The organism is Geobacter pickeringii, from assembly GCF_000817955.1.
In the GTDB taxonomy this organism is placed as follows: domain Bacteria; phylum Desulfobacterota; class Desulfuromonadia; order Geobacterales; family Geobacteraceae; genus Geobacter; species Geobacter pickeringii.
On sequence record NZ_CP009788.1, the window covers coordinates 130,696 to 153,731 of the forward strand.

Sequence of the window (23,036 nt, forward strand, 5' to 3'; positions counted from 1 at the left end):
TCAGGCATGGTGAAATTGCTGAAACGGAACTGGAGAAGCATAGAGGTGGTCCCCGAAAATCGGACAGTGTGTTAAGGTGGACAGCCTTACCCTGTTGAAGGAGGATCACCCATGAAGAGCCGTCGTCGTTTTTCCGCCGAGTTCAAGGCCAAGGTTGCCCTGGAAGCGATCCGGGGCGAGCAGACCCTGAGCGATCTGGCCGCCCGCTATGAAGTGCATCCCAATATGATCACCAACTGGAAACGGCAGGCCATCGAGAACATGGCAGCGGTGTTTTCCGGAGCCGCCGAGCACAGCAATAAGGCGAATGACGATCAGATCAAGGACCTGCACGCCAAGATCGGACAACTCACCGTGGAGCGGGATTTTTTGGCCAAAGCCTTCGGTCGCTGTCGCTGAGTACAACCCGAAGGAAGGCCCTGGTCGAACCCGACCATGACCGACTCAGTATTGCCCGGCAGTGTGAACTGCTCTCGATCAAACGATCGGCCTACTATTACCAGCCAGTGGGCGAAAGCCCACAGAACCTGGAACTGATGCGCCTGATCGACGAGCAGCATCTCGAAACACCGTGGTATGGCACCCGACAGATGACCCGGCACTTGCGCCGGGAGGGTCATGCCGTCAATCGCAAGCGCATCGGTCGGCTGATGCAGTTGATGGGACTATCGGCTATCTACCAGAAGCCGAACACGTCGAAGCCGCATCCGCAGCACAGGGTCTATCCTTACCTGCTGCGTGGCGTGACCATCGACCGGCCAAACCAGGTCTGGTGCGCCGATATCAGCTATATTCCGCTGAGGCGAGGTTTCCTCTACCTGGCGGCGATCATGGATTGGGCCAGTCGCAAGGTCCTGTCATGGCGGCTTTCCAACACCATGGACGCCGATTTCTGCGTTGCCGCGCTCGAAGACGCCCTGGCTCGCTTCGGCAAACCCGAGATCTTCAACACCGACCAAGGGAGCCAGTTCACCAGCGATGCGTTCACCAAGGTCCTCAAGGACGCTGAGATCCGCATTTCGATGGACGGCAAGGGGCGCTGGCGGGACAACGTCATGATCGAGCGGCTATGGCGTTCTCTGAAATACGAGTGCATCTACCTGCACGCCTTCGAGACCGGCAGCGAGGTTCGTCAAGGTTTGAGCCGCTGGATCAATTTCTACAACATGCGCCGCCCGCACTCGAAACTAGACGACCGGACGCCGCATGAGGCATATTGGCAAAAACCCCGGCCTGGCTACGCCGGCCGTATTCTCTCACTGGCGGCATGACTACAACCGGCAATCCACCTTATTCCCGCCGCCAACCTGTCCTACAAACTGGGACCACCTCTCATCTATATGTAGATGCGAGCATATGATAAGTAGATGGTCGTATCTAACTGCGCAATAAATGAGTTGTGCAATATAAACTGAAAACGAATAAGAGCCAATTATGCTTCGATCACTAGCTTGGTGGAATACAGGCCTGTCACCAACCACAGACCCTACAAGAGCAACTGGAAAACAAAAAGAAGTCGCGTTAGAAATCATAAAGTACCTGACGAGGGATCTAAAAGTAGACTTTTTGGCTCTTGGGGAGGTCACTGCTGACGATTTAAATGACTTCGTGAACCACCTTGATCTCAACGAATACAGCATATACGACGGAACTCTAAAAACAGGGCGTCTCAAATTTGATACTGGTGCTATCTTTCGGAAGGAAACCTTTAGGCTGGTTGACACAACGTCCTTAATAGCCTCAAGGGGAAGCCGCTCCCTTAAAGTTGCAAATCGTGTTGATCTTATTATTACTGAGACAGATGAGCCGCTCCATATTTTCATTTCTCACTGGCCCAGCAGGCTATGGTGCGATAAAAACAGTGCAGATAGGCATCTTCTCGGCATTAGACTGCGCGATGCTGTGGATGAAATTAACGGAATACATCCTAAACCTGCCAACATTGTGCTACTTGGTGATTACAACGATGAACCGTTTGATTCGTCTCTGGCAGAACAGTTGTTAGCGGTCAGAGACAGAAGACTTGCTCTAAAAAACCCCACCCTGCTGTATAACCCTTTCTGGCGACACCTTGGGGAGGCTCTCCCATACCAGAGAAACGATCCGGGTGACAGTCATAGTGGGAGCTGCTTCCATTCTTCAGGGTTAGAGACTCGTTGGAGAACGTTCGACCAAATAATGTTCTCATCAGCATTTATAGGAAAGGGTGAGTGGCACTTGAACGAGGAATACACTCAAATACTTAAATTCCCACTACTTCCCACCAGAACCAGTTCAGACCTGGATATATTCGACCATTACCCAGTTATAAGTGTCATTGAAAAGGAGGTTGTAAATGGCTGACTATATTGACGCGTTCAAGCAAGGATTAGCAGCTGCTGAAGCAGCAGAGAGGGCCAAGCAAGAAATTAATGAGATATTTCGTGAATTAGACATACAGATGAGGGCGGGAAGCGAAGGCAAAATATCAATTGACAGGAAAGAGTATTATGTTCGTGACCAAGGAATGGCACCAGCATTCGCAGCCTTGGCAACGCTCCCTTACGTGTTGGGTGGCAGGAAAAGGGAAACATACTGGGCTGTTGTCGCAGAAAATCCTTTGATCCCTGATAGCCCTACGAAAGAACTGGCCACTTGGACCCAAGGTCGTTCTGGATATCCTTGCAAAATTGCTTTTGCGAATGTTGACCGTTCGTGCGCGGATCGAGAGTCACTTGAGATCGCTCTCGATGTGCTTCTTCGTGATCCCACGGTCGGCGAAAAGTTATCTAGCCTTATGAGGCTTGAGCCACCAGACTCTAAAAAAGAGGAACAGTCACAACAATCGGATTCAGCAGGCAGTGAGTAGCGCGCTGCGCTACAACACTTCTGTTAATCCACTGTCAGTTATCCTTAAGTATGGAGGAGAGTAATGACTACTAGACCTACAATTACTCAAATTGAAAATGCATTTCAGCCGTCAAGGGAAATTATTGATGCAGTTCGTTTTGCTGGAAGGAAAGAGGCGGTGAGAGACTCTTACTATGCACTCTTATCTGATGGAGCAAATATTGCCGTCGTTGGAAATCGCGGCATCGGAAAGACATCACTAGCAAGGCAGATTTCTAATATTGGTACAGGTGAAAATTCAATCTTAGAAAAATTGGGAATAAACAACGACAGGAAATTAGATTTTCTTACTATATATTTTGCTTGTGGAAAAGCGATAGGTTCTACGAATGAATTACTGGAGAAATTGCTGACAAACTCGAATTGTCTCGCCGATTGGGCGTACGATATTCCGAAAGCAAAGAAATTATTAAGTGGTTATTCGCCGAAATTCAGTGCTAAAGCATTGGCCGTAGGAATTGAATTAGGTGCCGAAAAAAAAGAAGAAGTTTGTGCAGAGCCAGTAATCAATTCTCATAGTATAGACACTGTATTCACTAATGTTGCTAATGCTTTATCTGAACAAAAAATTGCTGAAGATGGTCTGCTTATTGTTATTGACGAATTTGACCAAATTGGAGACGTATCAGGTTTTGCATCTTTCCTTAAAGCGCTATCTACAAATGCAACTAAAGTTAGATTTTGTATTGTCGGTGTTGCAAAAGATATTCAGGCGCTGATGAAAGAGCACGCTTCGTCAGACAGGCTTTTTGCTGGGAGCATTATTTCTCTACCATCAATGTCCTCCGACGAACTAAAAGAAATTATAACTATAGCCGAACATGAAATTGACAATTACATAATTTTTGAACCAGATGCTCGCGAACAGATTGTTACTTTAGCGCAAGGTCATCCTTATATGGTCCATTTGATAGGTAAATATTCCTTACGTCACGCATATCAGGAAGACAAACAGAGTATAACTAAATTAGATATAGATTTAACATTAAAATCTATAGCCGAAAGAGGGGCAGATCCTGTTTTGGAAGGCCGTTATAGAAAAGCTGTATCATCATCCCCACAACGAGAGATAGTTTTAAGAGCACTTGCAGAGTCACAAGATGCACAAGGAGAGGTGTGGACATCTAATGCGTATAAGATAGCAATTGACAGGGGTGTAGATAATCCGAGTCAATATGTTGGCCAGTTAGTCACTGAACAATATGGTGCTGAAATAGAGAATTTAAGGGACAGATACTACAGATTCAAGGATTCATTGTTTGCCGCATATGTTAAGGCCCATCCACGGATACTTGGCGATGGGGCTGACATCGGCGTAGACTCTGACGCGACAAACGCTGCCACGCAGGTCACGCCGTGATGCGTTAATCACCCAAAGAAAGGCCACCCATGCCCGACCAGCAAACCATAGAAACCATCGCCCGCCAGCATGGCTGCGAGGATTTTGCCTGGATCTCCGGCGCAGACGTTCAGGTGCGCCAGTGGGTCCGCTTCAAATGCACCTTTGGCTGCGGATATTTAGGCGCAATTACGATGATGGTCGGTCTCTATCTGATGAATAAAGGTCGAGATAAGATGAACCGGCAATGAATTTTAAAATCTCAAGCGGCCAGAAGTTCCTTTATAATCTCTGGCTTTTTAATGGCAATAGTGATAAGGGACTTCGCGGCTCCGGAGGGGGTCCGTCGCCCTTGCTCCCACTCCTGGAGAGTGCGAAGCGATACACCGAGCATTTTTGCAAACTCACTCTGGGAAAGACCGATCTTTTGACGTGCCGTAGCTATAGGAGAAACTTCCAGCGTAGAAACACGGCCGGCCTTGCCGGCTTTGATGTCCCGCACGGCCTGGAGCAGTTCTTCACCAATGTTACGCTTTGCATCGCGTGCCAATAGTTCTTTTTCATCGAGTGGCATGTTCCATCTCCTCTTTGAGTGCTTTGAGAATGTGCCCGGGAATGCTGTCAACAGCGCTTTTGGCATAAATCAGTAGCAACCAGATCTCGCCGGCTTCTGAGCGGGCAAAATATAGGACCCTCACGCCGCCGCTTTTGCCGGTGCCGCGACGGTTCCAGCGAACCTTGCGAACTCCGCCGGAACCGCGGACCACATCGCCTGAATCTGGAGAAACTGCAAGAAACGCCTGAAAAACCCGATATTCGTCGTCAGTCAGGTAATCATGCACTTGCTTGGTAAACAGCGGCGATTCAACGAATGTGATCATAGTCTCAATATACGGCAATGACGTATAAAGTCAATTTGAAATTTAATGGGAGGTCCAACTAGAAGCGAATAGGGGGACAGGCTACTTTGTGCAGATAAACACGGTTGAGATTACTGGAAACCCGGCAGGTCAAAGCCATGCCCGTTGGCATACAGTCGAACTGGAGGCTACAAAAGGAAGGAAGTAATAGTGTCAAGCACCCAATGAAAGGCCCCCCATGCCCGACCAGTAAACCATAGAAACCATCGCCCGCCAGCACGGCGGCGATGATTTTGCCTGGATCTCCGGTGCAGATGTCCAGGTGCGCCAGTGAGTCCGCTTCAAATGCACCTATTGGCTGCGACACCTATGGCAAGAAAGGGGGGTGCCCGCCGGCGGTGCCGTCCATCGGGGAGTGCCGGGAGTTTTTTGCCGAGTACGGCCGGGTACTGGTGCTGCATCTGGCGGTGAAATTCGACCATCCCAACGACCGGAAGGAGTGGAGCCGGAGGAAGAACCTGGAACTGCCGCGCCCCGGCCCGCCACAGCCGGAATAAATTGAATCTTTCCCGTGGGAACCGGGAGAGTCTGTTGTCTGAAGAGGAGAACGCATCATGATTAAACTGGTCTTCGGCGTCATGCTTTCGCTACTCGTTGCCGGTGCTCCGGCCTTCGCGGTGGAGAAGGTGGAGGCTCCCAAGTCGTGCCAGGTGTGCGGGATGAGCAGGACGAGCTCGGCCCACAGCCGGGTCCTGATTGTCTATGCCGACGGGAGCACCTTCGGGACCTGCAGCCTGCACTGTCTCGCCGCTGTCATGAATGAACCCCATGGCAGACAGATCGCCTCGGTCAAGGTCGCCGATTTCAGAACCGGCCGGCTGATCGATGCCCGGACGGCGGTCTGGGTGATCGGCAGCAGGGAGAAAGGCTCCATGGCAGGCGTCGCGCAGTTGGCTTTTTCCAACGGCCAGGAAGCGCAGGCGTTCATCAAGAAAAATGGCGGCATGGTCGCCGCCTACGAGCAGGCCCTGAAACTGGCGGGGATGGAAAAAAGCACCGAGGAGAAGGAGTAATGGTCCCGCGGCGAACCGTGGCGCAGGGAACAGGGATACCATCGTGGCCGACTACCCGATACTGACCATTCTCATCCTCCTCCCCCTGGCGGGGTGCCTCTGCCTGGCGCCGGTCTGGAACTGCCGGAAGTCGGTGCGCCCCCTCGCCCTGGGGTTTGCCGTGGCGGAGCTGGCCCTGGCCGGCTGGCTCCTGTTGACGGCGCCGGGGATGTCCGTGGCACCCGGCGCGCCGGCGGGGTATTTCCTCTGGGAGGATGCCGCCTGGATCGAGCGGTTCGGCATCCGCTACCTCCTCGGGATGGACGGGATCAGCCTCCTCATGGTGGGGCTCACCGCCTTCATCACGGTGGTGGCGATGCTCGTCTCGTGGCGGGGGGTGACGGAGCGGACGGCGCTCCACTACTTCCTGATCCTCCTGATGGAGAGCGGGATCGTGGGGGTCTTCCTCTCCCTCGACCTAGTCCTCTTCTACCTCTTCTGGGAACTGATGCTGATCCCGATGTTCTTCCTGATCGGGATCTGGGGGCACGGCCGGCGGGTCTACTCGGCGGTGAAGTTCTTCCTCTACACGCTGGTCGGTTCGCTGCTCATGCTCCTCGCCATCATCGGGGTCTATCTCGTCCACGGCGCCGGGAGCGGGGTCTACACCTTCGCCCTTCCGCTCCTGGCCCGGGCCCCCATTACCCACGCCGCGGCCCCCTGGCTCTTCGGGGCGTTTCTCCTCGCCTTCGCCATCAAGTTCCCGCTCTTCCCGCTCCACACCTGGCTTCCCGATGCCCACACCGACGCCCCCACGGCGGGGAGTGTGATCCTGGCGGCGCTGCTGCTGAAGACCGGGGCCTACGGCCTGGTCCGCTTCGGCTACCCCCTCTTCCCGGCGGCTGCCCGGAGTTTTGCCCCGCTCCTCATGGCGCTGGCGGTGGCCGGCATCCTCTACGCCTCGTGGGTCGCCTTTGCCCAGGAGGACATGAAGCGGATGGTGGCCTACTCCAGCGTGGGGCACATGGGGTTCGTGGCCCTCGGCATCGCCTCCTGGAGCCCGGTGGCCCTCTCGGGTTCCATCCTCCAGATGGTGAACCACGGCATCACCACCGGCGCCCTCTTCGCCCTGGTGGGGATGCTGGACGAGCGGGCCCATACCCGGGAGGTGGCGGCCTACGGGGGGCTCTGGGGGAAGGTGCCGGTCTACTCCTTCTTCTTCCTCCTCTTTGCCATGGCGTCGGCGGGGTTGCCGGGGCTCAACAACTTCACCGGCGAGTTCCTGATCCTGGCAGGGGCCTTCCGGACCACGCCGCTGGCGGTGGTGCTCGCCTTCGTCGGGATCATCCTGCCGCTGGTCTATACGGTGCGGCTCGTGCAGGAGCTGCTCTTCCAGACGGAGCGGCAGCCGCTGCAGCTGTCCGACGTGACCCTGCGGGAAGGGGCGCTCTTGGCGGTGCTGGCAGGAATCGACGTTGCCATCGGCTTCCATCCGAAGCCGCTCCTGGATCTGCTGACGGTGCCGGTGGCGCTGTTGACGGGGGGGGCGCCATGACCACCGCCGATCTCTGGACCATCATGCCGCTCCTGATCCTCGCCGGGGGGAGCGTGACGGTGCTCCTCCTCGGTGCAGTCGTGCCGGGGCGCTCCGGGACCGCCGTCGGGGTGGCGGCCGCCCTCGGCGCGGCCCTCTGGGCCGTTCAGGCCCCGCCGGTGGCGGCCACGGCCCTCGGGGTGGCCCTCACCCCCTTCGCCCGCTTCTTCATCGTCCTCTTCGCGCTGACGGCGGCGGCGGTCCTCCTCCTCTCCCACGACTATGGCGTCCGGCATCGGCTCGGGGGGGAGGAGTATCCGGCCACGGTCCTTTTCGCCGTCTTCGGCATGGCGACCCTCGCCGCGGCGACGAATCTCCTGATCCTCTTCCTGGGGCTGGAGGCGCTCACCTTCGCCTTCTACATCCTGGTTGCCTACGACCACCGCCGCCCGGCGTCGGGGGAGGCGGGGCTGAAGTACCTCCTCCTCGGCGCCATCTCCGCCGCCTTCATCGCCTTTGGCATCGCCCTCCTCTACGGGGCGGCGGGGACCCTCGACATCGCCGGGGCGGTGAATGGGGCCACCGGCGGGGTGGCCCGGGCGGGGTGGGGGTTCCTCCTGGCGGGGCTCGCCTTCAAGATGTCGCTGGTGCCGGCCCACCTCTGGACCCCCGACGTCTACCAGGGGGGACCGACGCCGGTGGTCGCCTTCCTCTCCACCGGCTCCAAGGGGGCGGCCATCGCCTTCTTCCTCCTTCTCCTCCCCCACCTGGCCGACCCGGCTCCCCTGCGGGTGGCGCTCGGGGGGGTGGCGCTCCTCTCCATGGTGGTCGGGAACCTGGCGGCGCTGCTGCAGCCGAACCTGAAGCGGATGCTCGCCTACTCCTCCATCGCCCAGATGGGGTACGTGGCCCTGGCGCTGCTGGCGGGGGGAGAGCGGGGGTACGAGGCGGCCGCCTTCTACGCCGTGGCCTACACGGTGATGAACCTGGCCGCCTTCGGCGCCGTCGCCTCCCTGGAGGGGGAAACGGTGCTGGAGGGGGTGGAGGAGCTGCGGGGGATCGGCTACCGCCGCCCGTTCCAGGGGGGGGTGCTGGCGCTGGCCATGTTCGCCCTGGCGGGGATTCCGCCCACGGTCGGTTTCGCCGGCAAGTTCGCCATCTTCTTCGCGGCGCTGAAGGGGGGGGCGGTGCCGCTGGCGGTGATCGGCATCCTGACCGCCGCCGTGTCGGCCTACTACTACCTGCGGGTGGTGGTGAACCTCTACCTGCATCCCGCGGAAGAGGGAGCCACGGGGGAGGGGCCCACCGTGGCCGAAGGGGTGGTGCTGGCCCTGGTGGGACTTGCCGTGGTGGGGATCGGGATCTTTCCGGGTCCCCTCTTTGAGCTGGTGGCGACGATCCTTCGCTGACGCCGCGTTTCGATCCGAATCCCGAGGAGATCCATCATGCAGTTACTGGTCAAGGCGCTGGCAAGCCTGGCGATCATCATCGTCTGCGCCCAGGTCGGCAGGTGGCTGCCGACCCTGGGGGGGCTCATCGCCACCATGCCCCTCACGAGCCTCCTGGTGATGCTCTGGCTCTGGAGCGACGCGCCGGGGGACTACCGGCTCATGGAGGGGTACACGAAGGGGGTCCTCTGGGGGATCATCCCGACAATCCTCTTCTTCGTGGCGGCGCTCTTCCTCTTCCGCCGCCAGTTCCCCCTGCCGGTGGTGCTGACGGCCAGCTTCGGCGTCTGGCTGGCCGGAGCGGCGGTGCATCAGTATTTTCTCAAGTAGGCATGAAAGGAAACGTATGTCCGGATGGTTGAGGGGCGCAGCTGCGGCCTTTTTCGTTTTGCTGGCGGCGGTGCTCCCGGCGCGGGCGGGGGAGGCGACGCGCTACGCCGTGGCGGTGCTCCCGGCGCCGGTCCTCAATACCGCCGACTTCCCCGGGGTCTTCGGCGGCCGCGACGGCCGGACCCTCCGGACCGACCGCCAAGGGCAGATCCGGCAACTGGAGTTCATCGCCCTGCCGGGGACCGCCTTCACGGTCCACGAAACGTTGCTTCGAGGGACGTCGGTGGTCCACCGCGTCACCACCGACGACTACCCCTCCCCCTCGGCCACCGGCTATTTCGTGGAGGACCGCTTCGTGCGGCTTGCGGAGGTAGCGCCCCCGCCCCGTCCCCGTATGCTCCCCCCCCGCGACGGGATCGTCGCCCGGCTCCTGGCGGCCCGGGGGAGCCGCTACGTCTGGGGGGGGAACGTCCGGGCCGGGGTGCCCGCCATGACGGAGCTCTTCCCGCCGGCGGGAAAACTCTCCGCCGAGACGGCGCGGCGCTGGCGGCTGCAGGGGGTGGACTGCTCGGGGCTTCTCTACGAGGCCACCAATGGCGTTACCCCCCGCAACACGAGCGCCCTGCTCGCCTTCGGCACCGGGGTCCCCATCGCGGGGCTCGGCGCGGATGCGATCCGGCAGCGGCTGGAGCCCCTGGACCTCATCGTCTGGAAGGGCCACGTCATCATCGTTCTCGACCGGGAGCGGACCATCGAGAGCCGCCTCGGCCCGGTGCCGGGGGAGCGGGACGGGGTGGCAGTGCGCCCGCTGCGGGAGGTGCTGGCCGAGGTGCTGCGGGGGAGGATGCCGGCGGACCGGTACCCGGAGAGCGGGGGGACGGGGGGGAAGAGCTTCGTCGTCCGGAGGTGGTACGGCCGGTAGCGGCTACAGTCCCCGCCGCCGGAGCTCCTCGGCGACGAGCCGCTTCCGTTCGCCGGTGAGCCGCCCCGAGGCGGCCAGGTCCCGCAGTTCGTGGACGGGGGCACCCGGCAGGAGGGAGCCGAAGAGGGGGAGGGGGGTGCCGGGGTTCTTCAGGATGGCCCCCTTCAGGTTCGGCCGGTTCCCCCAGCGGGGATTGCGGGCCACCGCCGTGATCGACTCTCCCGACGCCCGGGGGCTGGCGACGAGCTGGAATACCGACGCCTCCTTGAGACGGGGGTTGCCGAGGCATGGCTCCACCACCCGCACGTCCCCCTCTTTCATCAGGGCGTCCAGCACCGTTGCGGTGGCCCGGCGGGCGAGGGTGATCCGGTTGCCGAGGGGGGTGGTGGGGAGCCGCTGGATGATGGCCCGCTCCGCCGCCAGCCGCTGGTCGGGGGTGGTGCCGGGAAGCTCGGCGAGGGCGACGAGCTCGAAGAGGTAGAGGTGGGGGAGGAACGGGAGGGAGACCGTGGCCGGCGTCCCCGGGTTATGGAGGAGGGCGACCTTGAGCTGGTGGCTCTCCGCCACCGTATCGTGCCGGGAGAGGGTCCTGAGGAGCTCCTCGGTCAGGTCGCGCCGCCCCAGGAGGGCCAGGAGGTGGTTCTCATCGAGGGAGGGGTTCCGCAGTGACGCCCCCAGCACCTCCATGACGGGGTCGAGCATCACCTGGAACAGCTCCTCCTTGCCGCAGGTGAGGGCGTGGTGGAGGCGCAGTGACAATTCGCGGTCGAGCGGTGCACTATTTGCGGAGCTCTCGGGGGTCATGGTCGGTCCGTTTTCCGCTGGCGGCTATTCCGCGCAGCACGAGAGTTTGTTGACGTCGCGGCTGAATCCCTGGGCGCAGAGGCGCAGCCCCTCTCCCATCGAAGGGTAGACATGCAACGCGTTTGCCAGATCCTGCACCGTTGCCCCGAGGCGGATGGCAAGGGCCGCCTCGTTGATCAGCTCGGCCCCCCGGTGGCAGGCGAGGTGGGCGCCGAGGAGGCGGCCGGTGGCGCGGTCGGCCACGAGCTTGATGACGCCGGCGGTGTGGCCGGTGATGTGGGCCTTGGGGATGGCGGCCACCGGCATGACGTTCACCGCCACCTCGTACCCGGCGTCCCGGGCCTCCGCCTCGGTCTGCCCCACCATCCCCACCTCGGGGTCGGTGAAGATCGCCATGGGGGCGGAGAGCCGGTCGATGGTGCAGCCGCAGCCGGGGGTGAGCATGTCGTCCACCGCCACGATCCCCTCCCGGGCCCCCACCGTGGCGATCATCATGCCGCCCACGGCGTCCCCCGCGGCCCAGATCCCCGGTGCCGTGGTCCGCATCTGCCCGTCCACGGTGACGAACCCCCGGGGATCGGTGGCGACCCCTGCCGCGTCGAGACCGATCCCTGCCGTGGCGGGGGCGGTGCCGACGGCGACGAGGAGCTTTTCGGCGGCGAAGGTCTCCCGCCGTCCCTCCCGTTCCGTCTCCACCCGCACCTCCGCGGCGTTCCCCGATACGGCGCAGATGGCGACGTTCACGACGATCTCCATCCCCTCCCCCCGGAGCGCCTCCTCCACCGCGAGGGCCGGCTCCAGATCCACCGGCGGCAGGATGCGGGGGCCCCGCTCCAGGACGGTAACCCGGGTGCCGAGGCGCTGGAACATCTGCCCCAGTTCCAGGGCGATGACCCCGCCGCCGACGATGACCAACGACCGGGGGAATTCCTTCAGCAGGAGCGCCCCCCGGCTCGTGAGGAAGGGGGTCCCGTCCAGGCCGGGGATCCGCGGAATCCGGGGGAATCCGCCGACGGCGATGAGGAAGCGCTCTCCCCGGATGATCCGCCCCTCCACCTCGATCCGGTCGGGGGCGGCGAAGCGTCCGGTCCCCCGCACCAGCTCCAGCCCCGGCACGCTCTGGAGGATCTCCAGATACTTGCTCCGGCGGAGGAAGCCGACCACCTCGTCCTTGTGGGCCATGAGGCGAGGGATGTCCACGGGGCCGCCGCCGGAGCCGACGCCGAGCCTTGCCCCGAGCACCCCCTCCTGATAGAATAGCGCCGCGTGGATCAGGGTCTTGCTCGGCACGCACCCCCAGTTGATGCAGGTTCCGCCCAGGACGCTCTTCTCGATCATGAGCACCCGGGCTCCCAGGGCGTGGGCCCGGAGCGCCGCGGCGAAGGCGGTGGAGCCGGAACCGAGGATGACGATGTCGTGGCTGTCGGGCATGGGGAAACCTCCTCGTACCAACAGTCTACCGTAACCCGCCCGGGTGACAAACCCGCCGACGGGAGAAAGGATGCCGGAACGGCTCCATGATCAGAAAAACCTATGCATTCCTCGCCTCGCTCTCCTTTGGCCTCTGGCTCATGGGGGGGGTCATGGCGCTCCTGGCGGCGGGCTCCTTCGTGGGGGGCGAGCAGAGCGCCCTCAACGCCATGCCGCTCTTCGCCTGGCTCGGCCAGGCTCCCGTCGCCGCCTCCTGGTGGCTCTGGGGGGCCCTCGCGCTCCTGGGGCTGCTGGTGTGCAATACGGTGCTCTGCAGCGTCGAGACCCTCCGGCAGGGGTGGGGGGAGCGGCGTCTCCTCCAGCTCCTCGCCCCCCAGCTGATGCACCTCGGCTTCCTGCTGATCGTGCTGGCCCATCTCCTGAGCGCCCGGGGGGGCGCGAAGGAGGCGATGCAGGTCGACCAGGGGAGTGTCCTCTCGTTTCCCGACGGGAGCAGCGTCCGGGTCACGGCCCTCGCGACGACGCCGGGGCCCATGGGGATGCCGGTCGATTTCAGCGCCGGCATCGTGGCGACGGCGGGGGGGCGCCAGACAACGACCATCCTCCGCCCCAACCACCCCTTCTTCCACGACGGGGTGGGGATCTATCTCAAGCACGTGGAGCCGTTCCCCGTGCCGGTCGGCTACGTGGAGCTCCACTACGAGCCGGGGGCAGGGTGGGCCCTGGCGGGTGCGCTCCTCTTCACGGCCGGCAACGTCGCCCTTCTGGCGGTGCGTCGGGGGAGGCCCCTGGCGGGGTAAATCCTTGTTGCATCGACCGATTCGTGTGGTACTATAGCCCTCTGTCGCGGGTGGCGCCGGCTTTTCCGGCACCGTGGACCGCGGCTGTTTTTCAGGACGGGAGGAGACGATGGGACGGATAACCGAAGCGGCATTCATCGCCCTGGTGGCAACCCTGCCGCTGGCCGGCGGCACTGCCCGGGCCGCCGGGGGAACGGTCGGCGCCGACCAGCTTGCCGACGGCGCGGTCACCTACCGTGCCATCGCCCCCAACGCGGTCACCAACAGCAAGATCGTGGACGGGGCCGTGAACGACGCCAAGCTCGGCTTCGGCGCCGTCACCTCCCCGAAACTCGCCGACGGCGCCGTGAGCGACGCCAAGATCACCGGCCCCATCTCCGGTTTCAAGATCGGCCGCCACGGCCATGACGGCGCCGACATCGTCACCGGCACCATCGACGCGGCCCGGCTCCCCGTCGGCACCGGCCCCGGCACCGTGGCCGCCGGCGACCATACCCACGAAGGGCTGTTGAAAAAACCGGCCAACCTCGTCATCGTCGCCCCGAGCGGCGGCGACTTCACCTCCCCCCTCGATGCCCTGAACGCCATCACCGACGCCTCGGCCGACAAGCCATACCTGGTGAAGATCATGCCCGGCAGCTACGATCTGGGGCTCGCCACCCTCGTCATGAAGGAGTACGTCGACCTGGAGGGGGCGGGGGAGCTCACCACGCTGCTCCGGGGGAGCGCGGCCGATGCCGGCGTGGTGGCCGGCGCCTCCCATGCCGAGCTGCGGAACCTGGCGGTGGAGGCGAGCGGCTCCGAGGGGAACATCGTCGGCATCTTCAGCGGGAGCGCCTCGCCCCGCCTGACCCACGTCACCGTCCGCGCCGAGGGGGGGAAGAACGCCTACGGCATCTACAACCTCATGGCGTCGCCGGTCATCTCGGACGTCACGGTGACGACGGGGGGGAGCGGCGCCACCTTCGGGATCTTCAACCTCCACTCCTCGCCGATGGTGAAAAACTCCGCGGTGACCGCGGGGACCGGCGTCTCCAGCTTCTACTCCGGAACGGCCACCGTGGAGGGATCGTCGGTTGCCGGCTCCCTCATCACCATCTACACCGGCACCGGCACCACGACCCGCGTCGCCAACACCCGCCTCGAAGGGGGAGCTCCCGCCACCAGCGGGATCGTGAAGTGCGTCGGGGTCTATGACGGGAGCTTCGAGCCGGTGACGTGCCGCTGACGGCGGCGGACCTCTTCTTTTCATGAGAAAAGGCGGTGTCTCCACCGCCTTTTCTCGTTTCGTTTCCGGAAATTTCAGTACCGCATCCGCACCCGGTAGGTGAGGGTCGCCTCGCCCTCCTTCGGCACCGGGACGCGGAATTCGGCACCGTGGGCGTCCCCCCTGACATGGGGGTGGGATGACGCGAGCATCTGCCAGTCGCCGGGAACCGGCTCCACCACCTTCACCGTGACATCCTCCCGCTTGTGGTTGCGGAGCCGCACCTCGAAGGCCGCTTCGTAGGTGTCGGCAGCGATCTTCTTCCATTCGGCCTGCTTCCGCTCCCCCACCACGTCGAAGGCGTCGCCGAGCTTCACCCGCACCTTCTCCTTCTCCGGGGTGTGGTCGATGGCGTCCTCGCCCACGAACTGGAGGCTTCCCGCCGCATCCCGCTTGTAGACCCGCACCACCCCCTTCGGCAGCGGCATCCCGAGATGGTGCTCCCGCCGGTTCTCCAGCTCCACGTAGACCCCCACCTTCCGATTCCCGGCGGCATCGCCGACGGGAGTGGTGTAGGAGAAGCCGTCGCCGCGGAAGAGGTACTCCTTCGTCACCGGGATGGCGTCGGCGGTGACGAGGCTGATCTGCTTGGTCTGGTTATCCTTGATGGTGGAGGGGCGCTGGAGGGTGTAGAGGTGGTACTCGAAGAACCCCTCTTCTCGGAACTGCGGGGCGGGGGCCGCCATGGCCGCGGCGCGCAGGGTCTTCTCCAGCCGCGGCTCCTCCTCGGGGAGCCGGTGGATGTCGCCGGCCACCAGCTTGAGGGTGGCATTGCGGTAGGCCGTGCCGCTCCGGTTGTCGATGGTGACCCAGCCGGCGAGGTCCCCCCTCTGGTCCTTCTCGTCGAGAGTCAGGATGTAGTCGGCCCGCCAGGAGATGCCGGCGGTAAGGTAGGAGGCCTCCACCGTCGGGCTCTTCGCGGCGGCACTCTCCAGGAGCCAGACCAGCGTCGGCCGGGCGATGAGGTCTTCCGGGACGCCGGGGAAGATGAGCCGCCCCGGGTGGCCGAAGGTGATCTCGTCGCCGATCCGGAAGACCGGCCCGCCGTTGGTGGAGAGGAGCGTGGCGGTGAGGCTCTCTTCCCGCTCGGTCTGGGGATTCTTCTGGTAGAGCTTCACCTCCTTCCCCACGTACTTCTCCATCAGCTTCTGGGGGGAGAGGAGGTCGTATTCGTAGTTCTGCTCCAGCACCCGGAGGCCGCCGTCGGGGGAGGAGATGGCGACGCTCGTCGGGATGACCTGGGCCGCCACGTCCATGAAGCGGAGTTCACCGCTCCCCGCGCCGAGGCGGATCTCCCGGCGGTCCTTCACCAGGCCGAGGTTCTGGTTGTAGATGGTGAGCTCGACCCCCTTCTGGTCGGCCACGGTGGAGACGACCGGCGCCGCGGCGGCCAGCGGGGGAGCGAGAGGGCGAGGAGGGCGAGGAGAGGGATCATCTGACGTTTCATGGCGTACCTCACGGGGTTGGTTGGCGACCTTACAGGGATATACCACAAAAAAGGGGGCCCGCCAGGACCCCCTTCTCGAAACGTTCGTTGTGCCGCACGCCGTTACTTGATCACCTTCACCGCGGTGATGACCACCGGCGTCACGGGGAGGTTGGCGAAGAGCATGTTGAGGCGCTGGGTGGGGGTGGCGGCGATCTTGTCCACCACTTCCATCCCCTCGATCACCTTGCCGAAGACGGCATAGCCGTAGCCGTCGGGGCTCGGGCGGTTGAGGCCGTCATTGTTCACCACGTTGATGAAGAACTGGGCGGTGGCGCTGTCAGGATTGGCAGTGCGGGCCATGGAGATGGTCCCCCGGTCGTTCCTGAGGCCGTTGTCCGCCTCGTTCCTGATCGGGGCCCGGGTCTCCTTCTGCTTCCGGTCGGTGGTGAAGCCTCCCCCCTGGACCATGAAGCCGGGGATGACCCGGTGGAAGATGGTGCCGTTGTAAAAGCCCGCCTTCGCGTATTCGAGGAAGTTCTTGACGCTGGCCGGCGCCTTCTCCTGGTTGAGCTCGATCTTCACGTTGCCGAGGGTCGTCTCCATGAGCACCACCGGGTTTTTCCCCTTTTCGGCGGCGTCGGCATTGCCGGCGATGACGAGGGCGCTGAAGATTCCCCCGAGGATGAGGGCGAAAATGATTCTTTTGACCATTGTTTGGATACCTCCGCGTGTAGGCTCTAAGTCTGTCACTTTATAGGGGAAAATGACGGCCGGGTCAACCCTTCTTCATGACGAACGTGGTGTACTCCTCAAGGATGCGCAGGTCGGCCAGGGTGCAGCCGAGGCGCTCGAAGCGGCGCTGGACGTCGAACTTGTCCTGCAGCGGGATGCCCGAGAGGATGAGGGTGCCGCCGGGGAGGACGAGGCGGACCATCTCGTCGGCCAGGGCCAGGTGGATGTCGGCGTAGATGTTGGCGAGGAGGAGATCGTACCCGCTCCCCCCCACGGTGGCCAGCTCTCCGCAGACGGTGTGGACCCTCCCCTCCATCCCGTTCAGCCGGACGTTGGCGGCGCAGGAGCGTGCCGCCGCCGGCTCGATGTCCACCGCCACCACCGATGCGGCGCCGAGCCGCACCGCTGCCACCGCCAGGATGCCGGTGCCGCTCCCGAGATCGAGGACCCGCGCCCCGACCAGGGAGGGGAACTTCTCCAGCTCCTCCAGGCAGGAGGCGGTGGTCTCGTGCTCGCCGGAGCCGAAGGCCCCCTTCTTCCCCATGACGAGGGGGAGGCCGGCTCCCGCGGGGATGGGGTGATCCTCCGGCACGATGATGAACCCCCCGACGCGGAAGGGGGTGAAGATGCGTCCGTACATGGCACAGCTCCGTAAGGGGTGATGAATCGCCACCTTACCCCATTTGCCGGCGGATGGAAACAAACAAAAGGTTGACTTGCGCCGGGAGAGTGCGGAAAATTATCCGGTTTCCATTTCGCGATGCGACGAACCGGGAGGATACATTCCATGCAGATAAAGTTCGGGACCGACGGGTGGCGCGGCGTCATCGCCCGGGAGTTCACCTTCGACAACCTCTCCCTCGTGGCCCAGGCCACCATGGACTACCTGAAGCGGGAAGGGCTCGCGGACAAGGGGCTCGTCATCGGGTACGACCGCCGCTTCCTCTCCCGCGACTTCGCCGAGCGGGTGGCGGAGATCGCCGCCGGCAACGGGATCCGGGTCTGGCTCACCGACGGCTACGCCCCGACGCCGGCCGTCTCCTGGGCGGTGCGGGAACTCGGGGCGGGGGGCGGGGTGATGATCACCGCGAGCCACAATCCGCCGGTCTACAACGGCTTCAAGGTGAAGGAATCCTTCGGCGGCTCGGCCCGCCCCGCCACCACCAAGATCCTGGAGGAGTTGGTGGCGGCGAACCGGGGGGCGGGGCGGGGGGTGGAGGCGCTCCCCCTGGCCGAGGCGCGCGCCGCCGGCACCGTTACCCTCTTTGGCGCCACCGGGGGGTACTTTGCCCAGCTTGCCCGCTACGTCGACCTCGACCTGATCCGCCGTGCGGAGATACCGGTGGCCGTCGACCCGATGTACGGCGCCGGCGCCGGCCTTCTCCCCGCGCTCCTCCCCGGGGCGTTCGAGATCCACGGGGAGGAGAACCCGAACTTCGGCGGCCAGCCGCCGGAGCCGACGGAGGAGCATCTTGAGGAGCTCTGCCGGCTTGTGGAAAGCGGCCGCTTTCGGGTGGGGCTCGCCCTGGACGGCGACGCCGACCGGATCGGCGCGGTGGACGAGACCGGCGCGTTCTTCTCCTCCCACCGGATCTTTACGGTGATCCTCCGTCACCTCTTCGAGCGGAAGGGGCTCCGCGGAGGGGTGGTGAAGACCGTCTCCACCACGCGGATGATCGATCTCCTGGCGGAGAAATACGACCTTCCCCTCTTCGAGACCCCCATCGGCTTCAAGCATATCTGCGAGCTGATGCTGGAGCACGACATCCTCATGGGTGGGGAGGAGTCGGGGGGGCTCGGCGTCAAGGGGCATATCCCGGAGCGCGACGGGGTTCTCATGGGGCTCCTCCTCCTGGAGGCGATGGCGATGTCCGGCAAGGGGCTTCGCCAGCTCCTGGACGAGACCATGGACGAGATCGGGCACTTCTCTTACCGCCGTCTCGACCTCCCCATCGACGAGAAATCCAAGGCGGACCTCATCGCACGGCTCAGACAGGATCGGATCGACACCATTGCGGGCCATGCGGTGGCCTCCACCAATTTCCGCGATGGCTTCAAGTTCATCTTCGAGGACGGCTCCTGGCTCCTGATCCGCCCATCCGGCACCGAGCCGGTGCTCCGCCTCTACAGCGAGGCCGGTGACCCGGAGGTCGTCACCGGGCTTCTGGCGGCGGCGCGGGAGATCGCCCGGGTCTGAGCCGCCATCGGCGCCCACCGTACGAGGAGGAGTCCCATGGCAGACATCATCGGCATCGTTCAGGTGAAGGGAGGCGTTGGGCGGTCGACGATCGCCACCAACCTGGCGGCCATCCTCTCGCTCCGAAAACCGACCGCCTTGGTGGACTGCGACCTTCCCCAGGGGACAAGCGCCTCATGGTACGAGGTGCGCAAGGGGGAAATGCCGCCCGAAAACCTCACCCTTGCCGCGGCGCGGGATCACCGGGAGTTGGTCAGCCGGGTTGCTGAACTGTCGGGGGGACACCGCTACGTCGTCATCGACGGGCCTCCGCGGCTCGCCGCCATGACGCGGGCGATCATCGTCATGAGCCAGCTCTGTCTCGTCCCCCTCAACGCCAGCGCTGCCGAAATCTGGTCCACGGCAGACCTTGTCAGGACCGTGGAAGAGGCCCGCCAGGTCCGCTCCGACGTGGATGCCCGAATCGTCTGGAACCGGTTCCGCGGGAACACCCGGGAGGCCCAGGAGCTGAGCGCCGCTGCACGCGATGAACTGAATCTCTCCGAAATGGCCACACGACTCGGTTACCGGGTGGCCTACAGCGAGGCACTGGCGCGGGGACTCTCCGTCGACGAATGGCTCGATCGAACCGCACATGCTGAAATGCGCGCCTTGGTCGACGAGGTGCGCGCCATACTCAAAGGGAGGCGTCCATGACCCGCTCGAAGACAAAACCGACGGTGGCGAAACCGCTGTTCGACCCGGCGACGGCCATCCGTTTCGCCGAGGGAGGGGCCGAAGGCCGGCCTGTGGCCGCGTCGGACGAAGCGACACTGGTGCTGCGACTCGACGCGGAGGTCTTCGCCCGGCTCACGATTGAGGCCGCCCGTAAGGAAAAAAGCGTGGAGCATCTGGTGGAGCGACTGATCGCCAAGTACCTGGCCAAACGCTGACATCGTCCACGACGACCGTTCCCGGCGCTCCTGCCGCTCAACATCTTCAACGAGAAGGGATGGCTGTAACATGGTGCACAAAGGTCGACTGCCGAAAAGCGACATCCTCGATCCGATTGCCACGGGGGAAGCAGAGATCGATCTCGCGGCGCCCGAACTCTACCTGAACCGCGAACTCACCTGGCTTGAGTTCAACCAGCGGGTTCTCCACGAAGCAGAGGATCCGCGAACCCCGCTTCTGGAGCGGACCAAGTTCGTGGCGATTGTGGGCTCGAACCTGGATGAGTTCTTCATGAAGCGGATCGGCGGCCTCAAACAGCAAGTGGGGGCCGGGGTGCAGAACCCCACCGTGGATGGCCGCCCCCCCCTGCAACAGATTGCCGAGTGTTACGCCGTGGTCCGGGAGCTGGTCGAGCGCAAGCGGAGAGCGTTCGGAGAGCTGCTGACGCTCCTGAAGGGGGCGGGCATCGAAATCCTTGGCTACAGCGAGCTGTCCGAAACTGAGCGAACGGTGCTGCGTCAGCATTACTACCGCAACATCTACCCCCTTCTGACCCCCCAGTCCATCGATCCGGCCCACCCATTCCCCTTCATCTCAAACCTCTCCCTCAATCTTCTGGTGACGTTGCGCTATTCGGGCGATCGCGAGACCTCCCTCGCCCGGGTGAAGGTTCCGGTGGGAGCCGGCATCCCGCGCTTTCTCCGCGTGGGGAACGGCGAGCGCTTCGTCCCCCTGGAGGAGGTGATGCGCCACAACCTGGAGATGCTCTTTCCCGAGATGGAAGTAATGGCGTGCGAGCTTTTCCGGGTTACCCGAAACGCCAACACGGAGCGATCCGAAGAGCAGGCCGACGATCTCCTCTCCCTCATCGAGTCCGAACTCCAGGACCGCCGTTTCGCCCCCATCGTCCGGCTGGAGGTGGGAGACGGCATGGATCCGGTCCATCGGGGGATGCTCGCCGCCGAGCTGGAACTGGACGAGTCGTCGGACGTGTTCGAGGTGGAGGGAATGCTGGCCCTGCGCGACCTCCTGGAGGTGGCCGGCCTGCCATATCCGCTCCTGAGGGACCCGCCCCATCACCCCGTTGACAATCCCCGCTTCCAGACACGGCGCAACATCTTTCACATCATCCGCGACGCGGGCTCCATCCTCCTCCAGCACCCCTATGAGTCGTTCTCCACCTCGGTAGAGCGGTTTCTTCAGGAAGCGTCCGAGGACCCCAAGGTGCGGGCCATCAAGATGACCCTCTACCGGACCGCCCCGGACAGCCGGCTCATCGATTTCCTGGTTGAGGCGGCCAACAACGGCAAGCAGGTGGCGGTGGCCGTGGAACTCAAGGCGCGTTTCGACGAGGCGGCCAACATCAGGCTGGCGGAACGGATGGAGGAGGCCGGTGTCCACGTGACCTACGGGGTGGTGGGGCTCAAGACCCACTGCAAGGTGATCCTGGTGGTGCGGCAGGACTATAACGGACTGCGGCGCTACGTCCACATCGGTACCGGCAACTATCACCCCGGCACCGCGCGAATCTACAGCGATCTGGGGCTCCTCACGAGTGACGACGTCATTGGTCAGGATGCCACCGAGCTCTTCAACTACCTCACCACCGGCTACACTCCCAAGCGAAATTACCGGAAGCTCCTGCCGGCCCCCAAGCACCTGAAGAAGGAGCTCCTGGCCAAGATCGAGCGGGAGGCGCTGCTCCATACCGCCGACATGCCGGGACAGATCCAGTTCAAGATGAACGCCCTGGAGGACGCGGACATCGTGGCAGCCCTCTACCGGGCGGCCCGTCGGGGGGTGCGGATTGACCTCATCGTGCGCGACAGCTGTCGCCTGCGGCCGGGTCTGCCGGGACTTTCGGAAACGGTGCGGGTGGTGAGCATTGTGGGGCGTTTTCTGGAGCACTCACGCATCTACTATTTCCGCAATGGCGGCGACGAGGAATACTTCCTCGGCTCGGCCGACGCCATGAAGCGCAACCTCGAATACCGGGTGGAGGTGCTGGCCCCGGTGGAAGCCCCGGAGCTGCGGAAAGAGCTCCGCTCCATCCTCGACACCAACCTGAACGACCGGCGCTGCGCCTGGGAAATGAATCCCGACGGCACCTGCCGGCAGTTGCAGCCAGCCGGCGCGGAGGACCCCCGCGGCAGCCACGAAATCCTCATCGCAATGGCCGAGAAGCGGGCCCGTCAGGGGGCGCGCCTCAAGAAGAAAAAGGCCGTGGGGGTCGTGCGGCGCAACCTGAAATAGGGGACTTCCGCCAATCAGTCGTCGTCCTCATCGTGCCGGGCGTGGCGCCACCCCCCATGATCCCACTCCCTTGCCTCCCTCCAGTGCCGCCGCTCCTCCCCGCGCCAGTCCGACCGGTCATGGTCGCCGTCATCGCAGCGATGACGCCATTCCCGATCCCGCCAGTCCCGAACCCTGGCAAGGGGGTAGCGCCGCAGTTCCCAGGGCACCCTGCGGTATTCGACCGTCCGCCAGGGCCCCCGGTAAGACGGGGCGCAGTACCAGGAAGCGTCACGGAAGAGATAATAGTTTCCCCCCACCGCAAAGAGGTCGTACGGGAGGTCCACCGCGACCCGGAACCCCAGCCGGGGCGGCACCACGAACTCCGGCGGCTCCGAAATTATGATGGGGGCCGGCGCCGGGGTATAGACCGGGGCGTAGGCTGGCTCGTAACGGACCGGTACCGGCCGGTTGCCGACGTTGATGCCAAAGGTGAACCCCACGTCTCCGGCATGGGCGGTCCCGGCCAGAAGGGCCAGGGCAGCGGTGAAAGCAAAGCGCGTCCGTCGTTTCATGGCGTATCCTCCTCGTGATTGATGCCCCTGCCGGAAACAGAAACAGCCGGGGCGGAATATCGTGAGATATTTCGGCGACCCGGCTGTCTCGGTGAGACCCTGTAGGCTTTCCGTCCCATCCTTGCGGATGGTTTAGTATTGTCGTCTATCGAGCGATTATGTGGTTGTCAGCGTTTCAGGAGCAGGGAACGTGCCAGAGAGTGTCCGAGGGGCGTAACGCTGCGGTGATGCGTCGTTATTGATGCAACGGCCGGTTTTCCGT

25 protein-coding genes and 1 riboswitch are annotated in these 23,036 nt (G+C 63.1%); of the genes, 17 read left to right on the forward strand and 8 right to left on the reverse strand.

What is annotated here, in order from left to right:
- The first annotated feature begins 111 nt into the window (after positions 1-111).
- The 5 genes from GPICK_RS00560 to GPICK_RS00575 all read left to right on the forward strand — a co-directional run bounded on the left by GPICK_RS00560 (position 112) and on the right by GPICK_RS00575 (position 4,479).
- Positions 112-1,271 (forward strand): IS3 family transposase gene (locus tag GPICK_RS00560; RefSeq protein ID WP_144400011.1). Its coding sequence is split into 2 segments (ribosomal slippage): positions 112-373 and positions 373-1,271, totalling 1,161 coding nucleotides; the frame shifts between segments, so codons are not numbered across the junction.
- 163 nt (positions 1,272-1,434) lie between these two features.
- On the forward strand, positions 1,435-2,343 hold the full coding sequence (locus GPICK_RS17180; protein ID WP_144400012.1) for an endonuclease/exonuclease/phosphatase family protein: 909 nt from the start codon (positions 1,435-1,437) through the stop codon (positions 2,341-2,343).
- Positions 2,336-2,848, forward strand: a complete 513-nt coding sequence (locus GPICK_RS00565) for a hypothetical protein (protein ID WP_039739560.1) — start codon at positions 2,336-2,338, stop codon at positions 2,846-2,848. The genes GPICK_RS17180 and GPICK_RS00565 overlap by 8 nt, the downstream gene beginning before the upstream one ends.
- 63 nt (positions 2,849-2,911) lie before the next feature.
- Positions 2,912-4,249, forward strand: a complete 1,338-nt coding sequence (locus GPICK_RS17185; RefSeq protein WP_144400013.1) for an ATP-binding protein — start codon at positions 2,912-2,914, stop codon at positions 4,247-4,249.
- 29 nt (positions 4,250-4,278) lie between these two features.
- A complete protein-coding gene (locus GPICK_RS00575; protein WP_039739563.1) occupies positions 4,279-4,479 on the forward strand; it encodes a hypothetical protein in 201 nt (66 codons plus the stop codon).
- Between the two features lie 11 nt (positions 4,480-4,490).
- Here GPICK_RS00575 and GPICK_RS00580 read toward each other — a convergent pair whose 3' ends face one another.
- A complete protein-coding gene (locus GPICK_RS00580) occupies positions 4,491-4,802 on the reverse strand; it encodes a helix-turn-helix domain-containing protein (protein ID WP_039739566.1) in 312 nt (103 codons plus the stop codon).
- Positions 4,789-5,109 carry a type II toxin-antitoxin system RelE/ParE family toxin gene (locus GPICK_RS00585; protein ID WP_236685602.1) on the reverse strand — a complete coding sequence of 107 codons (321 nt, stop codon included), beginning with the start codon at positions 5,107-5,109 and terminating at the stop codon, positions 4,789-4,791. Before GPICK_RS00585 ends, GPICK_RS00580 begins: the two co-directional genes overlap by 14 nt.
- Positions 5,110-5,402: 293 nt before the next feature.
- Here GPICK_RS00585 and GPICK_RS16780 point away from each other — a divergent pair, with 293 nt between their 5' ends.
- Genes GPICK_RS16780 through GPICK_RS00610 form a run of 6 tightly spaced genes read left to right on the forward strand, consistent with a single transcriptional unit; the run spans position 5,403 to position 10,374 of the window.
- Entirely contained in the window at positions 5,403-5,645 is a 243-nt protein-coding gene (locus tag GPICK_RS16780) for a DUF2284 domain-containing protein (RefSeq protein ID WP_158414147.1), read from the forward strand.
- Positions 5,646-5,702: 57 nt separating this feature from the next.
- On the forward strand, positions 5,703-6,161 hold the full coding sequence (locus tag GPICK_RS00590) for a nitrous oxide reductase accessory protein NosL (RefSeq protein ID WP_052263216.1): 459 nt from the start codon (positions 5,703-5,705) through the stop codon (positions 6,159-6,161).
- Between the two features lie 43 nt (positions 6,162-6,204).
- Positions 6,205-7,695 carry a complex I subunit 4 family protein gene (locus GPICK_RS00595; RefSeq protein WP_039739572.1) on the forward strand — a complete coding sequence of 497 codons (1,491 nt, stop codon included), beginning with the start codon at positions 6,205-6,207 and terminating at the stop codon, positions 7,693-7,695.
- Positions 7,692-9,083 (forward strand): NADH-quinone oxidoreductase subunit N, encoded by a 1,392-nt coding sequence (locus tag GPICK_RS00600; RefSeq protein WP_039739576.1) that lies wholly within the window; start codon positions 7,692-7,694, stop codon positions 9,081-9,083. Before GPICK_RS00595 ends, GPICK_RS00600 begins: the two co-directional genes overlap by 4 nt.
- Positions 9,084-9,119: 36 nt before the next feature.
- The gene (locus GPICK_RS00605) at positions 9,120-9,452 is read left to right on the forward strand and encodes a DUF3147 family protein (RefSeq protein WP_039739578.1); all 333 of its coding nucleotides are present in this window, start codon (positions 9,120-9,122) and stop codon (positions 9,450-9,452) included.
- Between the two features lie 16 nt (positions 9,453-9,468).
- A complete protein-coding gene (locus tag GPICK_RS00610; protein ID WP_039739581.1) occupies positions 9,469-10,374 on the forward strand; it encodes an NlpC/P60 family protein in 906 nt (301 codons plus the stop codon).
- 3 nt (positions 10,375-10,377) lie between these two features.
- Here GPICK_RS00610 and GPICK_RS00615 read toward each other — a convergent pair whose 3' ends face one another.
- Positions 10,378-11,178 carry a hypothetical protein gene (locus tag GPICK_RS00615; protein ID WP_039739584.1) on the reverse strand — a complete coding sequence of 267 codons (801 nt, stop codon included), beginning with the start codon at positions 11,176-11,178 and terminating at the stop codon, positions 10,378-10,380.
- A 24-nt stretch (positions 11,179-11,202) separates the two neighbouring features.
- On the reverse strand, positions 11,203-12,609 hold the full coding sequence (gene merA, locus GPICK_RS00620) for a mercury(II) reductase (RefSeq protein ID WP_039739586.1): 1,407 nt from the start codon (positions 12,607-12,609) through the stop codon (positions 11,203-11,205).
- 86 nt (positions 12,610-12,695) lie between these two features.
- Between merA and GPICK_RS00625 the strand changes: the two genes are divergently transcribed.
- Both GPICK_RS00625 and GPICK_RS00630 read left to right on the forward strand, forming a co-directional pair.
- Positions 12,696-13,409, forward strand: coding sequence for a cytochrome c biogenesis protein ResB (locus tag GPICK_RS00625; RefSeq protein ID WP_039739589.1), 714 nt, complete (start codon positions 12,696-12,698; stop codon positions 13,407-13,409).
- 109 nt (positions 13,410-13,518) lie between these two features.
- Positions 13,519-14,637: a hypothetical protein gene (locus GPICK_RS00630; protein ID WP_039739592.1), complete on the forward strand. Its 1,119-nt coding sequence runs from the start codon at positions 13,519-13,521 to the stop codon at positions 14,635-14,637.
- A gap of 74 nt (positions 14,638-14,711) precedes the next feature.
- Here the strand turns inward: GPICK_RS00630 and GPICK_RS00635 are convergent, their stop codons facing one another.
- The 3 genes from GPICK_RS00635 to GPICK_RS00645 all read right to left on the reverse strand — a co-directional run bounded on the left by GPICK_RS00635 (position 14,712) and on the right by GPICK_RS00645 (position 17,477).
- Positions 14,712-16,040 (reverse strand): DUF4139 domain-containing protein, encoded by a 1,329-nt coding sequence (locus tag GPICK_RS00635; RefSeq protein WP_236685603.1) that lies wholly within the window; start codon positions 16,038-16,040, stop codon positions 14,712-14,714.
- 185 nt (positions 16,041-16,225) lie between these two features.
- On the reverse strand, positions 16,226-16,816 hold the full coding sequence (locus GPICK_RS00640) for a peptidylprolyl isomerase (protein WP_039739595.1): 591 nt from the start codon (positions 16,814-16,816) through the stop codon (positions 16,226-16,228).
- A 64-nt stretch (positions 16,817-16,880) separates the two neighbouring features.
- The gene (locus GPICK_RS00645) at positions 16,881-17,477 is read right to left on the reverse strand and encodes a 50S ribosomal protein L11 methyltransferase (RefSeq protein WP_039739597.1); all 597 of its coding nucleotides are present in this window, start codon (positions 17,475-17,477) and stop codon (positions 16,881-16,883) included.
- A gap of 147 nt (positions 17,478-17,624) precedes the next feature.
- Between GPICK_RS00645 and GPICK_RS00650 the strand changes: the two genes are divergently transcribed.
- The 4 genes from GPICK_RS00650 to ppk1 all read left to right on the forward strand — a co-directional run bounded on the left by GPICK_RS00650 (position 17,625) and on the right by ppk1 (position 22,220).
- Complete coding sequence (locus GPICK_RS00650; protein WP_039739600.1) at positions 17,625-19,034, forward strand: phosphoglucomutase/phosphomannomutase family protein; 1,410 nt, start codon at positions 17,625-17,627, stop codon at positions 19,032-19,034.
- A 36-nt stretch (positions 19,035-19,070) separates the two neighbouring features.
- Entirely contained in the window at positions 19,071-19,730 is a 660-nt protein-coding gene (locus GPICK_RS00655; RefSeq protein WP_039739602.1) for a ParA family protein, read from the forward strand.
- Positions 19,727-19,966 (forward strand): hypothetical protein, encoded by a 240-nt coding sequence (locus GPICK_RS00660; RefSeq protein WP_039739603.1) that lies wholly within the window; start codon positions 19,727-19,729, stop codon positions 19,964-19,966. Before GPICK_RS00655 ends, GPICK_RS00660 begins: the two co-directional genes overlap by 4 nt.
- 70 nt (positions 19,967-20,036) lie before the next feature.
- On the forward strand, positions 20,037-22,220 hold the full coding sequence (gene ppk1 / locus GPICK_RS00665; RefSeq protein ID WP_039739605.1) for a polyphosphate kinase 1: 2,184 nt from the start codon (positions 20,037-20,039) through the stop codon (positions 22,218-22,220).
- A gap of 14 nt (positions 22,221-22,234) precedes the next feature.
- On the opposite strand, the gene GPICK_RS00670 is transcribed toward ppk1, so the two are convergent.
- A complete protein-coding gene (locus GPICK_RS00670) occupies positions 22,235-22,774 on the reverse strand; it encodes a hypothetical protein (protein ID WP_039739606.1) in 540 nt (179 codons plus the stop codon).
- Positions 22,775-22,844: 70 nt separating this feature from the next.
- Positions 22,845-22,921, reverse strand: a riboswitch (cyclic di-GMP riboswitch).
- Between the last annotated feature and the right edge of the window lie 115 nt (positions 22,922-23,036).

Excerpts from the sequence above, each read along its gene's own strand:
- GPICK_RS17180 (WP_144400012.1), top strand. The coding sequence starts at position 1,435 with ATGCTTCGATCACTAGCTTGGTGGAATACAGGCCTGTCACCAACCACA.
- GPICK_RS00565 (WP_039739560.1), top strand. The coding sequence starts at position 2,336 with ATGGCTGACTATATTGACGCGTTCAAGCAAGGATTAGCAGCTGCTGAA.
- GPICK_RS17185 (WP_144400013.1), top strand. The coding sequence starts at position 2,912 with ATGACTACTAGACCTACAATTACTCAAATTGAAAATGCATTTCAGCCG.
- GPICK_RS00575 (WP_039739563.1), top strand. The coding sequence starts at position 4,279 with ATGCCCGACCAGCAAACCATAGAAACCATCGCCCGCCAGCATGGCTGC.
- GPICK_RS00580 (WP_039739566.1), bottom strand. The coding sequence starts at position 4,802 with ATGCCACTCGATGAAAAAGAACTATTGGCACGCGATGCAAAGCGTAAC.
- GPICK_RS00585 (WP_236685602.1), bottom strand. The coding sequence starts at position 5,109 with ATGATCACATTCGTTGAATCGCCGCTGTTTACCAAGCAAGTGCATGAT.
- GPICK_RS16780 (WP_158414147.1), top strand. The coding sequence starts at position 5,403 with ATGTCCAGGTGCGCCAGTGAGTCCGCTTCAAATGCACCTATTGGCTGC.
- GPICK_RS00590 (WP_052263216.1), top strand. The coding sequence starts at position 5,703 with ATGATTAAACTGGTCTTCGGCGTCATGCTTTCGCTACTCGTTGCCGGT.
- GPICK_RS00600 (WP_039739576.1), top strand. The coding sequence starts at position 7,692 with ATGACCACCGCCGATCTCTGGACCATCATGCCGCTCCTGATCCTCGCC.
- GPICK_RS00605 (WP_039739578.1), top strand. The coding sequence starts at position 9,120 with ATGCAGTTACTGGTCAAGGCGCTGGCAAGCCTGGCGATCATCATCGTC.
- GPICK_RS00610 (WP_039739581.1), top strand. The coding sequence starts at position 9,469 with ATGTCCGGATGGTTGAGGGGCGCAGCTGCGGCCTTTTTCGTTTTGCTG.
- GPICK_RS00615 (WP_039739584.1), bottom strand. The coding sequence starts at position 11,178 with ATGACCCCCGAGAGCTCCGCAAATAGTGCACCGCTCGACCGCGAATTG.
- merA (WP_039739586.1), bottom strand. The coding sequence starts at position 12,609 with ATGCCCGACAGCCACGACATCGTCATCCTCGGTTCCGGCTCCACCGCC.
- GPICK_RS00625 (WP_039739589.1), top strand. The coding sequence starts at position 12,696 with ATGATCAGAAAAACCTATGCATTCCTCGCCTCGCTCTCCTTTGGCCTC.
- GPICK_RS00630 (WP_039739592.1), top strand. The coding sequence starts at position 13,519 with ATGGGACGGATAACCGAAGCGGCATTCATCGCCCTGGTGGCAACCCTG.
- GPICK_RS00640 (WP_039739595.1), bottom strand. The coding sequence starts at position 16,816 with ATGGTCAAAAGAATCATTTTCGCCCTCATCCTCGGGGGAATCTTCAGC.
- GPICK_RS00645 (WP_039739597.1), bottom strand. The coding sequence starts at position 17,477 with ATGTACGGACGCATCTTCACCCCCTTCCGCGTCGGGGGGTTCATCATC.
- GPICK_RS00650 (WP_039739600.1), top strand. The coding sequence starts at position 17,625 with ATGCAGATAAAGTTCGGGACCGACGGGTGGCGCGGCGTCATCGCCCGG.
- GPICK_RS00655 (WP_039739602.1), top strand. The coding sequence starts at position 19,071 with ATGGCAGACATCATCGGCATCGTTCAGGTGAAGGGAGGCGTTGGGCGG.
- GPICK_RS00660 (WP_039739603.1), top strand. The coding sequence starts at position 19,727 with ATGACCCGCTCGAAGACAAAACCGACGGTGGCGAAACCGCTGTTCGAC.
- ppk1 (WP_039739605.1), top strand. The coding sequence starts at position 20,037 with ATGGTGCACAAAGGTCGACTGCCGAAAAGCGACATCCTCGATCCGATT.
- GPICK_RS00670 (WP_039739606.1), bottom strand. The coding sequence starts at position 22,774 with ATGAAACGACGGACGCGCTTTGCTTTCACCGCTGCCCTGGCCCTTCTG.